This is a genomic window from Candidatus Clostridium helianthi (assembly GCF_045310795.1).
Classification (GTDB): domain Bacteria; phylum Bacillota; class Clostridia; order Clostridiales; family Clostridiaceae; genus Clostridium; species Clostridium helianthi.
The window spans coordinates 209,326-223,473 of record NZ_JBJIAB010000004.1; the positions used below are offsets into that span (position 1 = coordinate 209,326).

The 14,148-nt window shown below is 30.7% G+C and carries 14 protein-coding genes and 3 tRNA genes; 12 read left to right on the forward strand and 5 right to left on the reverse strand.

Annotated elements, in window-relative coordinates:
- Positions 1-197 precede the first annotated feature (197 nt).
- Positions 198-1,067, forward strand: a complete 870-nt coding sequence (locus ACJDTP_RS05205; RefSeq protein WP_103699353.1) for a cation diffusion facilitator family transporter — start codon at positions 198-200, stop codon at positions 1,065-1,067.
- A 166-nt stretch (positions 1,068-1,233) separates the two neighbouring features.
- Complete coding sequence (locus tag ACJDTP_RS05210) at positions 1,234-1,686, forward strand: hypothetical protein (RefSeq protein WP_078115058.1); 453 nt, start codon at positions 1,234-1,236, stop codon at positions 1,684-1,686.
- 54 nt (positions 1,687-1,740) lie between these two features.
- Here ACJDTP_RS05210 and ACJDTP_RS05215 read toward each other — a convergent pair whose 3' ends face one another.
- A complete protein-coding gene (locus tag ACJDTP_RS05215) occupies positions 1,741-2,505 on the reverse strand; it encodes a DODA-type extradiol aromatic ring-opening family dioxygenase (RefSeq protein ID WP_103699354.1) in 765 nt (254 codons plus the stop codon).
- Positions 2,506-2,693: 188 nt separating this feature from the next.
- On the opposite strand from ACJDTP_RS05215, the gene ACJDTP_RS05220 reads away from it, so the two are divergent.
- The 5 genes from ACJDTP_RS05220 to ACJDTP_RS05240 all read left to right on the forward strand — a co-directional run bounded on the left by ACJDTP_RS05220 (position 2,694) and on the right by ACJDTP_RS05240 (position 4,554).
- A complete protein-coding gene (locus tag ACJDTP_RS05220) occupies positions 2,694-3,005 on the forward strand; it encodes a winged helix-turn-helix transcriptional regulator (protein WP_078115060.1) in 312 nt (103 codons plus the stop codon).
- A gap of 334 nt (positions 3,006-3,339) precedes the next feature.
- A complete protein-coding gene (locus ACJDTP_RS05225) occupies positions 3,340-3,939 on the forward strand; it encodes a nitroreductase family protein (RefSeq protein ID WP_078115061.1) in 600 nt (199 codons plus the stop codon).
- A 379-nt stretch (positions 3,940-4,318) separates the two neighbouring features.
- A tRNA-His gene (locus ACJDTP_RS05230) sits at positions 4,319-4,394 on the forward strand.
- 3 nt (positions 4,395-4,397) lie between these two features.
- Positions 4,398-4,472, forward strand: a tRNA-Gln gene (locus ACJDTP_RS05235).
- Positions 4,473-4,478: 6 nt separating this feature from the next.
- Positions 4,479-4,554: transfer RNA gene (locus ACJDTP_RS05240), tRNA-Lys, on the forward strand.
- Positions 4,555-5,163: 609 nt separating this feature from the next.
- On the opposite strand, the gene brnQ is transcribed toward ACJDTP_RS05240, so the two are convergent.
- Positions 5,164-6,522 (reverse strand): branched-chain amino acid transport system II carrier protein, encoded by a 1,359-nt coding sequence (brnQ, locus tag ACJDTP_RS05245; protein WP_077839864.1) that lies wholly within the window; start codon positions 6,520-6,522, stop codon positions 5,164-5,166.
- A 771-nt stretch (positions 6,523-7,293) separates the two neighbouring features.
- Here brnQ and ACJDTP_RS05250 point away from each other — a divergent pair.
- From ACJDTP_RS05250 to ACJDTP_RS05270, 5 genes are all read left to right on the forward strand, one after another.
- The gene (locus ACJDTP_RS05250; protein WP_103699207.1) at positions 7,294-7,623 is read left to right on the forward strand and encodes a PTS lactose/cellobiose transporter subunit IIA; all 330 of its coding nucleotides are present in this window, start codon (positions 7,294-7,296) and stop codon (positions 7,621-7,623) included.
- A gap of 69 nt (positions 7,624-7,692) precedes the next feature.
- Positions 7,693-7,998 (forward strand): PTS sugar transporter subunit IIB, encoded by a 306-nt coding sequence (locus tag ACJDTP_RS05255; protein WP_406760673.1) that lies wholly within the window; start codon positions 7,693-7,695, stop codon positions 7,996-7,998.
- A gap of 41 nt (positions 7,999-8,039) precedes the next feature.
- The gene (locus tag ACJDTP_RS05260; RefSeq protein ID WP_406760674.1) at positions 8,040-9,449 is read left to right on the forward strand and encodes a GH1 family beta-glucosidase; all 1,410 of its coding nucleotides are present in this window, start codon (positions 8,040-8,042) and stop codon (positions 9,447-9,449) included.
- 127 nt (positions 9,450-9,576) lie between these two features.
- The gene (locus ACJDTP_RS05265; RefSeq protein ID WP_238948361.1) at positions 9,577-10,905 is read left to right on the forward strand and encodes a PTS sugar transporter subunit IIC; all 1,329 of its coding nucleotides are present in this window, start codon (positions 9,577-9,579) and stop codon (positions 10,903-10,905) included.
- Between the two features lie 154 nt (positions 10,906-11,059).
- Complete coding sequence (locus ACJDTP_RS05270; protein WP_406760675.1) at positions 11,060-11,827, forward strand: MurR/RpiR family transcriptional regulator; 768 nt, start codon at positions 11,060-11,062, stop codon at positions 11,825-11,827.
- A gap of 138 nt (positions 11,828-11,965) precedes the next feature.
- Here ACJDTP_RS05270 and ACJDTP_RS05275 read toward each other — a convergent pair whose 3' ends face one another.
- Genes ACJDTP_RS05275 through floA form a run of 3 tightly spaced genes read right to left on the reverse strand, consistent with a single transcriptional unit; the run spans position 11,966 to position 14,136 of the window.
- Complete coding sequence (locus tag ACJDTP_RS05275) at positions 11,966-12,709, reverse strand: LytR/AlgR family response regulator transcription factor (protein WP_406760676.1); 744 nt, start codon at positions 12,707-12,709, stop codon at positions 11,966-11,968.
- A gap of 17 nt (positions 12,710-12,726) precedes the next feature.
- Entirely contained in the window at positions 12,727-13,128 is a 402-nt protein-coding gene (locus tag ACJDTP_RS05280; RefSeq protein WP_406760677.1) for a hypothetical protein, read from the reverse strand.
- A 21-nt stretch (positions 13,129-13,149) separates the two neighbouring features.
- The gene (gene floA / locus ACJDTP_RS05285; protein WP_011968812.1) at positions 13,150-14,136 is read right to left on the reverse strand and encodes a flotillin-like protein FloA; all 987 of its coding nucleotides are present in this window, start codon (positions 14,134-14,136) and stop codon (positions 13,150-13,152) included.
- Positions 14,137-14,148 lie beyond the last annotated feature (12 nt).

Sequence of the window (14,148 nt, forward strand, 5' to 3'; positions counted from 1 at the left end):
ATGTTATTTGGAAAATTAACTTTATGCAATCTTTAATTGTAAAATACATTTTTATAGCAAATCATATTCTGTAATTGCCTTATAGTAGAGTACATTAAAGCAAACTACTTTAATTAAGAGTATGTTTTGTATAAATTTATTTAAGAATGATAATTATTAAGATAGCATTGAAAATAGTATAGTCAGGGGTGGAAAGTATGGAAAACAGTTATAATAATTTAAAAATAGCAGAACGTGGAGCTAGGGTGAGTATTATAGCTTATATAACACTATCATTATTAAAACTCGGAGTAGGTTTTTTTGCTCAATCCAAGGCATTATTAGCTGACGGAATCAATAATACTACCGATATAATAGCTTCAGTGGCAGTTTTAATCGGGCTAAAAATATCGAGAAAGCCAGCGGATGACGATCATCCTTATGGTCATCTTAGAGCAGAAACAATAGCATCTTTAATAGCATCGTTAATTATGATAGCTGTTGGTCTTGATGTGCTCTATAATGCAATTAAATCAGTTATCTTTTTTAACCCTAAGGCTCCTGATTTAGTATCTGCAGCAGCTGCTATTTTTTGTGCTGCTGCTATTTATATGGTATATCGTTATAATATGAGAATTGCTGTTAAGATAAAAAGTTCTGGACTCATGGCTGCCGCAAAAGATAATCTTTCTGATGCATGGGTAAGTATTGGTACGACAATAGGGATTGTTGCTTCTCAGTTTGGTTTTCCTTGGATAGATCCTCTTGCAGCTGTAGTTGTAAGTGCTTTAATATTAAAGACAGGATGGGATATATTTAGAGAAGCAACTCATAATCTATCAGATGGTTTTAGTAGAGAGAAGCTTGATGGTATAACTAAATCTATTAGCCAAGTTCCCGGGGTTAAACAAATTAAGAATATAAGAGCGCGAGTTCATGGAAATAATATTTTACTTGATTTGGTAGTTAGTGTTAGTTCTGAGTTGTCTTTAGTTGAGGGACATTCCATTACCGAAAAAATAGAAGATAAATTGAAAGAGGATCTAGATATAACTCAAGTGATGGTGCATGTTGAGCCTGATAAATAGAAAGTATAAATGTAGCTGAGGAAAAATAAAATTCCCCAGCTACATTTTTATTTGGAATTAATTAAGTTGTAAAAGCAGAACGAACCAATTTCATATCGAGCGAATAATATAATATGTAGAATTTTACTAATGAATATAAAGAGATAAGCATAAAGCAGGTGTTTAAATGGATACTAATCGAATTATATTTAATATAAAGCGAGGATATTGCAGATATATTGGTTCTGGTTCTTGCAGAGAAGTATTTGATCTTGGAAATGGATATGTAGTAAAAATAGCAAAGAATGCAGCTGGAATTGCACAAAATAAAACAGAGTATTATATTTCTCGTTACGACAATTCTAACTTATTTGCAAAGGTTGTAGATGTTTCAAAAAAATTTGATTTCCTAATTATGGAGAAAGCAGATAAGGTATATAATATTACGGAAATATGGAGATGTTTTAATGTTAAAAGTAAAAAAGAAATGTTTAATTTAAAACAGATAAAAAGTATTTCTCAAAATTATAATTTACTATTAAGCGATCTGAATAGACAAAGTAGTTGGGGTGTAATTAATGGTAGACCAGTGATTATTGATTACGGATTTACCAGAGAAGTAAGGGAAAAATATTATTAAATTTTTTACTAAAGCAGGATTGAGTATATCATATCCTGCTAAAATATTAGATTACTAAAATTCAAGGCAAAGGCGGCTTAAATTTCCTAATTCATACTCTCGAAAAATAACTCTAGGAATTAATAGAGAGCTGCTGCCTAATGCTATAAATAGCGGAACAAAATGCTCAGGGCTTAGAACAGCTAAATCAGCATTTGGAGCTTGATCTCTATAATTGTAAAGTGAATTAAAATCATTTTCTTTTAATCTGTTAATTAACCAGTCATCAAATTCTTCAGCCCAAGAATCGCTGCTTACAGCTTCAAAATCAACTAAATTTAGATTATGAACTGTATTTCCGCTCCCGATAACTAAGATATCTTCATCACCTAAAGTTTTTAGAGCGCTACCTATTTTTATTTGTTCTTCAATGGATAATTTAGAGTCTATTGAAACTTGAACAACGGGGATGTTTGCTTCTGGATAAAGATGCTTTAAAAGAGTCCAAGCTCCGTGATCTAAACCCCTATTTAAGTCTTTTTTCACTTTTATGCCTTCGTGTGAGAGCTTTTCTTCGACTTTTGCTGCAACGGTACTAGAACCTTGCGCCTCATATTTTACATTGTAAAGTTCGTCTGGAAATCCATAAAAATCATATACTGTTTCGTATGTGGAATCAGAAGACGATATAGTTAGTGTCTCACTATCCCAGTGTGCTGTAAAGATAACAATGGCTTTGGGATTTAATTTCTTTCCAAGGTTATTTAGAAATTCAGTATAATTATCTTCTTCAATGGCCATCATTGGAGAGCCGTGTGCTAAAAATAAAGGTTTAACCATATAATAAAATCCTCCTTTAGATTCAATAATTAATTAATATTAGATATTACCATAAAGATCAAAGTTAATACATAAGTTTTACGGAATATTGACTTATTTAATGAATATTATTATATTTAGTATAATATCATAAGTTGCTTATCTTAATTAAGTGATTATGATAGAATAGTAACAGGTGGTGATTAAGTATGGAAAAATTTCATATGTGCCCAAGGTTTGAAAATGCTTTTGAATTACTAGGAAAAAGATGGACTGGATTGATTATAAGAACATTATTGAATGGACAAAATCGATTTTCAGATATAGAAGAAGCGATCCCTAATATGAGTGCTCGTATGCTTACAGAACGATTTAAGGAGTTGGAAAAGGAAGGAATAATTATTAGAAAAGTTTACCCGGAAACTCCAGTACGCATAGAATATGAGTTAACAGAAAAAGGTCGTGATCTTCAAAGTGCCATGGATGAGATCCAAAAATGGGCAGAAAAATGGACTAACTAAGACGATTCAAAAAATATAAAGAATTTTCTTAACTATAATAGAGATTCTTTATATTTTTTTATTGTTTGAAAATTAAAAAAATTATGAATTTATATTTAAAATACTATTGACTAAGTGTTATAAGTATGTAATAATTAATTTAAAGTTACTTACTAAATGTAAGTAACTAATTAAAAATATTGAAGTAAATTTATTAGGCTTCACTGTTTTTATATAAAAGATGTACTAGTTATAGTTAAATATAATTTTAAATTACTATAAGTAATTATTTAGAAAGAAAAAGTATAAATATAAATACTCAAAGAAATTTATATATGATAGGAGGAATTGTTATATGTCAAAAGATTTTTTTACTGCTGTAGCAGATAGACGTTCATTTTATGGAATTAGTAAAGAAAAGGTGGTTTCTGACGATAGAATCAAGGAAATTATAGAACATGCTGTAAAGCATACACCATCATCATTCAATTCACAAAGTGCAAGAGTAGTGCTATTGTTAGGAGATCATCATGATAGATTATGGGATATCACAGAGAATGCTTTAAGAAAGATTGTTCCTGAAGATAAATTTGAGCCAACTCAAGAAAAAATAAATTCATTTAGAAGTGGTTACGGTACAGTTTTATTTTTTGAAGATAATAGCGTGATAGAATCTCTTCAACAACAATTTTCACTTTATAAAGATAATTTCCCAATTTGGTCACAACAAGCAAGTGGAATGCACCAGTTTGTTATTTGGACTGCATTAGAAATTGAAGGATTTGGAGCATCGCTTCAACATTATAATGAGCTTATTGAAAATGACATAAAGAAAGAATGGGGAATATCTGATGATTGGAAACTTATTGGACAAATGCCTTTTGGAAAACCAACAGCGGAACCTGGCCCAAAAGAATTTAAACCATTAGAAGAACGTATCAAGATATTTAAATAAAGAAATATTTCAATGATTATTTTCATATAATAGGGGTGATTTTATCACCCCTAAAAATTATTTGATTGATTCTAAATTTATTTAAAATCAGAAAATAATGAGATTATGATTTAAATGAATAATTCTTTTTATTTTAGATAAGAGTATTTTTAGCTGGAAAGGCTGAGATATCAATAAAATAAAGATGTTTTAGATTTGATTATGATGATTTTAAAGATATAATTGGTATTATACTTAGCATTAATTATATTTATATAGTTGACAATTAACAATATGTAACTTATAATAAACAAGCAAATAAAAATTTATTACCTATATTGGTAATAGTTTAATATTTAAAGATTAGAAGTGAAATTTTAATTTTTTAAAGGTAAATCTGGTGAACGTAGTTCAGTTGGTAGAGCGCCAGTTTGTGGCACTGGTTGTCGTGGGTTCGAGTCCCATCGTTCACCCCATACTGGGATGTCGCCAAGTGGTAAGGCAATGGATTCTGACTCCATTATTCGCAGGTTCGAATCCTGTCATCCTAGCCAATTTTTGGTTCACTAGCTCAGTCGGTAGAGCACATGACTTTTAATCATGGTGTCCCGGGTTCGATTCCCGGGTGAGCCACCAATTATATAATAGAAATTTAATATTTTAGATTGAACTTAGCATTAATATGCTAGGTTATTTTTTTATTCTTTAGGAATTTATATTCCAATAAAATCTGTGGACGAGGTACTCCTTGAGGGTATAACTTAAAAAAGGTTGATTGACTAGTTTTTGTATTTTAAAAAGAATAAAAAAGAAATCTTATTCGCCTGCCAAATTTTTCTCACATGCGTTCGAAAAGGCAGATGCGTGAAAAAATCTTCGGCTCCAAAGTCGCCTGCGATTTTGTTCTTCTCTAAAAATTCATACCTGATTCAAATCTGCAAATACTGTGTTAATTGTAGGATAAATTATGAAAAAGACTGGTTTTGAAGATTGCCTTTTAAAAATAAATACCATACTAGAAAGGAGAAACATTTTTATGCAGCAGGCATTGAAAATAAGCTGTTAAAAGCTCTTAATTGTAGGTTGTTTCATTAATGCTTGTCACAATGAAGTTGAGAGCAAGCATTAATGGTGTAACCTGCAATTTAGCACTTTCAGCGAAATTTTCATAGTCCTGTGAAATAACAATGTTTCTCCTTTCGGATGTTTATTTCATAAGTCTAAGTTATCTTTGAAATATTATGTTTAAGCACTTTTGCGTTTCTTTGAACGAATAGTCCAGATGATTAGTCCTATGAAGAACCCGTAAAGTGCTGGTATTATCCATCCAAATCCATAATCAAAGCCAGGTAAATATGAGTGAGCAAAATTCACAAGTTGCTTAACGATTAAATTCTCTTGTAGAGGCTGAGGCAATGATTTACATAAATCAAAAAATGCCGCAATAACTGTGAATCCTGTTGTCCATCTATAAACGTCGCTTTGTTTATTAATAAAAGGCGCTAATAGAGATAGTAGGATTAAAGTAATTACTAAAGGATATAAAAACATAAGTACTGGTATAGATAATTGAATAATATTACTTAATCCAAAGTTAGCGATTATGAAAGAGAAAACTGTAAATAAAACAGCATATTTTTTGTAAGAAACAGAGTTTGGAAACATTTCGCTGAACATTTCAGAACAAGAAGTTATCAAACCAATAGCTGTTTTTATACATGCGATTCCAACAATAAAAGCTAATAATATTTGTCCAGTAAAACCAAAGTAATGATTGCTTACCATAGATAATATACTTCCACCATTATCAGCACGATTAACGCTTCCTAGACTTGTAGCACCCATATAAGCTAGAGATCCATAGATAATAGTCATTCCTATAACGCTAACAAGTCCTGATTTACATGTCTCTATAGCAATTGATTGAGGGTTTTTAACTCCTAGTTTTTGTATGTTAGAAATAATAATAATAGCAAAGGCTACAGATGCAAGTGCATCCATGGTATTATATCCATCTAATAAACCAGTGAATAGTGGTTGAGTTGCATAATTTCCTTGAGCAGGAAATTGACTTGCTTGTCCCATTGGATTTACAAATGTAGCGATTAATAAAATTGATAATAATACCAAGAAAATAGGGGTAAGATACTTACCAACCCAATCTAAAATTTGTCCTGGCTTTAATGAAAAATAAATAGTAAAAGCAAAAAATATTAATGAAAAAATAATTAGTCCTAATTTTAAATATCCATCAGAAATAAAAGGATGAATTCCAACTTCAAATGCAACTGTAGCAGTACGTGGAATTGCAAATAAAGGGCCAATTGTTAAGTATAATAAGCATGTGAATATACTTGCATAACGAGAGCTAATAGGCCTCGCCATATCAAATAAACTTTCACTTCTTGAAAGAGCTGATGCGATAATTCCTAATATAGGTAATCCTACTCCAGTAATTAAAAATCCAATAGTAGCTGTAAATGTATGATCTCCAGCCTGTTGCCCCATTTGAACTGGGAAAATTAGATTACCAGCACCAAAAAAAAGTCCAAATAATAATGAACCTATTAATAAGTTTTGCTGAAAGCTTAGCTTTTGTTTCATAAATAATCCTCCTTAAATATTTTCGTATTATCAAAATAATTATACTTCCTTTATTAAAGTGTTTATTTTTTTGCATTTTGATAATACATTGTCAATTTTTAATTATAATATATTTATTTATATTAGTAAAACTCATTTTTTATATATTAGTTAAATTATTCTATTTAAAAATTAAAATGAAAGGGATATTTACATATATTTAAGCAAAATCACTTTGTCGAATAAATATGTATGTAAATGCAGTTTTTAAAATAGGTGATTTAAAAAAAATTATTAATCAAATATATATGTTGCAATTCACAATGCACAATTACGGTTAAAATTCTTGCAATATTTTTAGAATTACGATGAAGAATTATTTTTGGAATATATATTATAAATTTTTCTGTTGAATTTAAAAAAGATAGTGTCTGAAAATTAATTGATAAGAAATAAACACTGGATTAATTAATTTAAACACTATATAAAAATGGTTCATTTACTTAAACACTATAAGTAAAAAAATAAACAGTTAAAAAAATAACCAAACAATAATAAAATTTTACTAAAAATATTTTCAAAAACAATATTTCGTAATAAAAATATTTTCAATAAAGCAGAAAATGGTAAAAGCTTTATATAGTAAGGTTTTACGCTATTTAAATGAAATAAAGAGAGATTTTAAATGCTAACTTTTGAAAAAGTTTTTATAGAGTTTGGCATCCATATTGCTTTTGTGTAATGGCATGGAATGAAGATAATTTAAATTATATAGAGCGGAGGAGATTAGTTATGGAAGAATTAGAATTAGAAATAGCAATTATGAATATTATAATCAACGCTGGAGATTGTAAAAATCACGCTTATATGGCTCTTAACAATGTGAAAGAAGAAAATTATGAAGAAGCTGAAAAAGAAATGGAATTAGCAAATGATGCTATCGCAAAGGCACATGATGGACAAACAGTGTTTCTACAAAAAGAGGCTAATGGCGAAAGAATAAATATGTCAGTTTTATTTGTACATGCACAAGATCATTTGATGACTGCAATAACAGAGAAAAATTTAATTGAGCAAATAATTGAATTAAGAAAAGTTATAAATGGATTAGTGAAGGTGTAATTAAAAAACAGATTAAATTTAAAATAAATTCTGCACGAAGATATATTTTTTAAAAGGAGAGGATAGTAAATGATAAAAATTAGATTATTTTGTGCAGCAGGAATGTCAACAAGTCTTTTGGTAAATAAAATGAAGGATGCAGCTAAAATCAAGGGAATAGAGGTAGATATTGAAGCTTTTCCAGAAGGTCAAATGGATAAACATCTAGATGGCGTAAATGTTGCGTTATTAGGACCACAAGTTGGATACACATTAGGAAAAGCAAGAAAGATATGCGAACCATTGGGAATTCCCGTAGATGTAATACCTATGGTTGATTACGGAATGATGAATGGGGAGAAAGTATTAGAGTTTGCGCTAAGATTAGCTAACTAGTGAATGGACAAATATGTAGAAATAGAAGGAGTAATTAAATTATGAAATTTTCTAAGGATTTTCTATTTGGAGCAGCTTCTGCTGCATATCAAGTAGAAGGGGCATATAACGAGGATGGTAAGGGAATATCAAATTGGGATGTATTTTCCAAGATTCCAGGAAAAACTTTTGAGGGAACTAATGGAGATATAGCGGTAGATCATTACCATAGGTATAAAGAGGATATAAAATTAATGGCTGAAATTGGAATAGAATCGTATAGATTTTCTGTTTCTTGGCCAAGAATAATTCCAAATGGTGACGGAGAAGTTAATCAAAAAGGGATTGATTTTTATAATAATTTAATAGATGAATGCTTAGAATACGGAATAGTTCCATTTGTAACATTATATCATTGGGACATGCCTCAAAATTTAGAGGAAGATGGGGGATGGACGAATAAAAGAACTGTTAATGCTTTTGTAAAATATGCAGAGGTATGTTTTAAAGCATTTGGTGACAGGGTGAAGCATTGGATTACTTTTAATGAAACAGTTGTATTTGCATCATTAGGGTATTTGGCAGGAGCACATCCACCAGGTATTAAAAACAATCCAAAAAAGTATTTTCAAGTAACACATAATGTTTTTACAGCACATGCGAAAGCGGTAAAGTCCTATAAGGAAATGAAGCAGTTTGGTGAAATAGGAATAACTCACGTTTTTTCTCCAGCATTTAGCATAGATAGCAATGAGGAAAATATTAAAGCAGCATACCATGCAAATCAGTATGAAATTAACTGGTATTATGATCCGATATTAAAAGGAAGTTATCCGGAATATGTCGTTAAACAGTTAGAACAGAAAGGATGGCTTCCAGAATGGACTCAAGATGAGCTAGATATAATAAAAGAAATGGCGCCAAAGAATGATTTCATAGGTCTTAATTACTATCAACCGAAAAGGGTTGTAAAGAACGATATTCAAAATGAAAATCAAGAAAGAACTAGAGAGAATTCTACAGGAGCACCAGGGAATGCATCATTTGATGGGTTTTTTAGAACCGTTATGTTAAAAGATAAAGTTTATACAAAATGGGGATGGGAGATTGCTCCGGATGCATTCTTAGATGGATTAAGGATGTTAAAAGATAGCTATGGTGATATAAAAATGTATATTACTGAAAATGGTTTGGGAGATGAAGATCCGATAATTGAGAATGAAATAGTAGATGTTCCAAGGATAAAATATATTGAAGCACATTTAAAAGCAGTGAAGAGAGCCATTGAAGAAAATATAAATTTAAAAGGATATTACGCTTGGTCTGTAATTGATTTATTGAGCTGGCTAAATGGATATAAAAAGCAATATGGCTTTATATATGTTGATCATAAGAATAATTTAGATAGAAAAATAAAATTATCAGGATATTGGTACAAGAAGATAATAGAAGAAAGAGGAGAAAAACTTTAGTAAAGACTTAGTGGTTAACAGATCATAATATGTATTCATTAAGCGCGCAATGTTTATTTATATTAAGATTGAAACTTTAGGTAATATAAAATTTGTTATTTAGTTGAGTATTTAAGGAGGAATTATTATGTCATCGTTTCAAAATAATTTAAATGAGAAAGTAATACCGATAGTTATGAAATTTGTCAACTTAAAAGGTGTTCTTGCCTTAAAAGATGGTATCTTATATACATTACCTCTAACGTTAGTGGGTTCAATATTTCTGTTATTAGCGCAATTGCCGTATCAACCATTAAATGACTGGTTGGCTGTTACATTAGGTGCAGGGTGGACAGATCCTTTATGGAAAGCATATGGAGCCACATTTAATATAATAGCGCTTATGGGGACAATAGGAATAGCATATACGTATGCTAAAAATGAAGGCTATGAGCCTTTATCTGCAGGAGTAATATCATTTGTAGTGTTTGTATTAACAACTAGTTCTTCTGTAATAACTAAAAGTGGAGAAACAGTAGGCGATGTCATCCCAACAGCATGGTGTGGGGGGAAAGGTATGGTCACTGCAATTATTATAGGATTAATAGTTGGGGCAGTTTACTCATGGTTTATGAAGAGAAATATTACAATAAAAATGCCAGCAGGTGTACCACAAGGTGTTGCAAACTCTTTTGCAGCATTAATACCAGGAGCAGTAATAATAGTTGGTGCAACAGTACTTTATTCAGTGTTTAACTGGGGATTACACACAACTCTTATAGAATGGATATATAAAGTGATTCAAACACCTTTACAAGGTATGACAGATTCAATAGGTGGAGTATTATTTATGGGATTTGCAATTCCTTTCTTATGGTGGTTTGGAGTTCATGGCTCAACAATAGTAAGTGGTGTAATGTCAAGTGTGTTGACATCGAATACATTAGATAATGCAGCTATAGTTACAAGTGGAAAAGAACTAACAATAGCAAATGGAGCTCATATAGTAACACAACAATTTTTGGATCAATTTATGACAGTAACAGGGGCTGGTATGACAATAGGTTTAGTTGCAGCAATGTTGGCATTTTCTAAATCAGCTCAATGCAAACAATTAGGAAAACTCGCAATAGTACCAGCAATATTTAATATAAACGAACCAGTCACATTTGGAACACCAATAGTAATGAATCCTTTTATGGCTCTTCCATTTATAATTACTCCTATGTTATCAGGAATAATACTTTATTTTGCAATAGCAACAGGAATAGTTCCACCATTTGGTGGGGTAATGGTTCCATGGACAACTCCTCCAGTAATTTCAGGTCTTTTAGTTGGTGGTGTTAGAACAGCAATATTGCAATTCTTAGTATTAGTAATGTCATTCTTTATATATCTTCCATTCTTTAAGAAGTTAGATAATATAAACTATAAGAATGAGCAAGCTGCACAAAGAGGAAATGGCGTGTCAGCATAAATAAAATATTTAAGCAAAATGTTACACAACTAATTTTAAGTTGTGTAACATTTTTATTTTAGCTAATAAACCCGCTTTCTAAGTGAAACATGTAAGATATCATATAGTTTTTTTGATATAATATTGGTATAATGCAATAAATAAGGAATATGAGGTGGGGAATTTGGATCCAATTAGTTTGATGAAATCTATGGCTTCAACATTTACGAAAGTTGAACTTGAAATTTATAATAGATTAATGTCTGATCCGACATTAATTATGAATAGCACGATAGTAGTACTTGCAGAAGACCTTAATGTATCTAATTCTGCTATAACAAGATTTTGCAAAAAGTTAGGTTATAAAGGGTATGTAGAATTCAGATATGATTTTTCCTGCTATTTTAATAAGGAAGAGAAGGAAAATGAAGACCATATTATTAATAGAACAGTAACTACATATTTATCTGTCTTGAATATATTAGAAAAAATGATAAGCGAAGATGAGATTAGAAAATTAGTATCAAAGATGAAAAAAAGTAATAATATTCGAGTAATAGGTATAGGAGAGTCAGGATTAATTGCTAAGTATTTAAGATATCGTATTTTTAAATATAAAAGAAATATCGAGGCGTTAGATAATAAGTTTGAAATAGATGAAAGTTGTAGTTTGGCAGAAGAAGGTGATATGCTAATTGCTATTACCAATAGTGGGAAAAGCAAGGAAATTAATAGGCAGATAGTAGAAGCATATAATAATGGTATAACGACTGTAGTAATAACAACTAATGATATTGCGGTTTTAAGAAGCAAGTCCAATTTTTACTTCCAGATGCCTTCAGCTGGACAATTTTATAAACCAGGTGCATATGACAATCAGCCAATTATTATAATTTTTTTAGAGATGATAGTTAACTTATTTGCGTTTTTTAACGAAGAGTAGTAAAAAATAGGAAAGATCCAAATTCAATTATAGAACTTACCGTATATTTCATTTATAAAAATATATAGAATTTATTTTTTTATAATAAAAACCTCCTAGAAGTAATGTTATGTTACTATTTCTAGAAGGTTTAATTTATTACAAACTAAAAAGTTTTTTTATTTCCTCATATTTTTCGTGAGTAAGTAATGCATCTTTGTCTGTATTTTTAAGTTTGACAATATAGGTCCATCTTCCGTATGGATAGATCTTTGTAATCAATGATAAATTGATAATATAGGATTTGTGGCTTCTAAAGAATTGAGTATGGTCTAGTTTTTCTTCTATATCAGATAAAGAAATGGAAGTTGTGAAGCTATCTGTTTTGGTATATATAACAGTGGAGCTTTCTTCTCTTTGAACTAAAACAATCTCCTTTGTATCTACAAAGTTTATACCTTCCTTATTTTTTATCATAAGCTTATCCAATCCCTTTTCGTGCTTTATTATTTTATCTATACCATCTCCATAGCTTGGTTTGTTTAAATTTTTAATTCTGTCTAAGGTCTGCATTACTCTTTCTATTTTGAATGGTTTTATTAAATAATCAAAAGCGTACAACTGGAAGGCTTCGGACATATACTCTGCATGGGCTGTTGCAAAGATAATTATAGTTTTAGGGTCTATATCTGTTAATATTCTAGCACAATCTATACCGTTGCACTTAGGCATTTCAATATCAAAGAACACCACATTAGGGCGGTGCTCTTTAAATATACCCATAGCTTCTTCACCATTATCTGTTTCTCCGACAACTTCAAATCCACCAGATTTATCTAGTATTTTTTTTATTATGGTCCTTATTCCTATTTCATCGTCAACTATAAGCACTTTTATATTCATAGAATAATTCTCCTAATTTAAAATCTTCTTTTTCTAGTTTTACTTTTTGGCTTTCCAACTATCTCTGAAAGTATAATAGCTTGTTGAAGTCTAACTGGTGTTATTTCCTGGGTAATAGAATCTATAATTCCTTGTGGATTTGAAGAAGCTGCTTCTTTTTTATCATAGTAGCTATTTTTTGTATTATTATAAGAATCCGTGTTTTCACTAGCTATATAGTCAATGGAATCACCTTCGTCATATTCTTCATCATCATTCTCTAACTCCGTATCGGGAGTGTCGTTTATACTATCATTCAATTCGGCTGCATTTGGATATTTGAAAACAAAATTTCTTGAATTATTGTTTGATATGGATGTAGGATTGAATATAGCATTTGCAAGAATTTTTAATACATTAATAGTATCATCATATTTCATAGTTTTCACTCTCCCAGGAGTCTATTTTTTGTCTCTCTGCTCTTTGTTATCACTAGAAAGAGATTGGCTTTTATTTCCTGCGCTAGAAATCGAACTTCTCATACTTGTATCTGCAATAACATTTTGCATATCATAATAATCCATTATTCCAAGTTTTCCTTCTCTAAGTGCATAAGCCATAGCCCTTGGTACTTCGGCTTCTGATTCTACAACAGCGGCTCTCATTTCTTGCTCTTTGGCTACAGCCATTGCTCTTCTTTCTTCAGCTTTAGCTTGAGCTATATTTTTGTCGGCTTCAGCTTGTAAAGTTTGAAGTTGAGCTCCTATATTTCTTCCTACATCTACGTCAGCTATATCAATGGATAGAATCTCAAAGGCAGTACCTGCATCTAAGCCTTTATTTAATACTGTTTTTGAAATAGCATCAGGATTTTCTAATACTATCTTATGACTAGTAGAAGAACCAACTGTAGTAACTATACCTTCACCAACTCTGGCTAGTATAGTTGCTTCTCCAGCCCCTCCGACCAACCTTTCGAGATTAGCTCTAACTGTAACTCTAGCCTTAACTAAAAGTTCTATACCATCTTTTGCAACTGCTGAAACATTTGGAGTTTCAATAACTCTAGGGTTAACACTCATCTTAACTGCTTCTAAGACGTCTCTACCAGCTAAGTCAATAGCAGCAGCTTTTTCAAATTGTAAGTCTATGTCAGCTCTATGAGCTGCAATTAATGCATTAACTACATTATCTACATTACCACCAGCTAAATAATGGGCTTCTAATTGATTGACATTAAGTCCCATACCAGCTTTTGTTGATTTAATAAGTGGAATTACAATTTTAGAAGGTACAACTCTTCTAAGTCTCATACCAATCAAGTTGAATATGCTTACTTGAACATTTGCTGCTAAAGATGATATCCATAATCCTATTGGTATAAATCTAACAAACACAGTAATTAAAAATACAACTGCTATTGCTACTATAATTAAATTGGTAATCATTAATAATCTCTC

Bases quoted from the DNA above. Each gene is read 5' to 3' on its own strand.
- ACJDTP_RS05260 (WP_406760674.1), top strand. From the start codon at position 8,040: ATGAAATTTTCTAAGGATTTTCTATTTGGAGCAGCTTCTGCTGCATAT.
- ACJDTP_RS05215 (WP_103699354.1), bottom strand. From the start codon at position 2,505: ATGGTTAAACCTTTATTTTTAGCACACGGCTCTCCAATGATGGCCATT.
- ACJDTP_RS05280 (WP_406760677.1), bottom strand. From the start codon at position 13,128: ATGAAATATGATGATACTATTAATGTATTAAAAATTCTTGCAAATGCT.
- ACJDTP_RS05220 (WP_078115060.1), top strand. From the start codon at position 2,694: ATGGAAAAATTTCATATGTGCCCAAGGTTTGAAAATGCTTTTGAATTA.
- brnQ (WP_077839864.1), bottom strand. From the start codon at position 6,522: ATGAAACAAAAGCTAAGCTTTCAGCAAAACTTATTAATAGGTTCATTA.
- floA (WP_011968812.1), bottom strand. From the start codon at position 14,136: ATGATTACCAATTTAATTATAGTAGCAATAGCAGTTGTATTTTTAATT.
- ACJDTP_RS05210 (WP_078115058.1), top strand. From the start codon at position 1,234: ATGGATACTAATCGAATTATATTTAATATAAAGCGAGGATATTGCAGA.
- ACJDTP_RS05225 (WP_078115061.1), top strand. From the start codon at position 3,340: ATGTCAAAAGATTTTTTTACTGCTGTAGCAGATAGACGTTCATTTTAT.
- ACJDTP_RS05275 (WP_406760676.1), bottom strand. From the start codon at position 12,709: ATGAATATAAAAGTGCTTATAGTTGACGATGAAATAGGAATAAGGACC.
- ACJDTP_RS05255 (WP_406760673.1), top strand. From the start codon at position 7,693: ATGATAAAAATTAGATTATTTTGTGCAGCAGGAATGTCAACAAGTCTT.
- ACJDTP_RS05250 (WP_103699207.1), top strand. From the start codon at position 7,294: ATGGAAGAATTAGAATTAGAAATAGCAATTATGAATATTATAATCAAC.
- ACJDTP_RS05265 (WP_238948361.1), top strand. From the start codon at position 9,577: ATGTCATCGTTTCAAAATAATTTAAATGAGAAAGTAATACCGATAGTT.
- ACJDTP_RS05205 (WP_103699353.1), top strand. From the start codon at position 198: ATGGAAAACAGTTATAATAATTTAAAAATAGCAGAACGTGGAGCTAGG.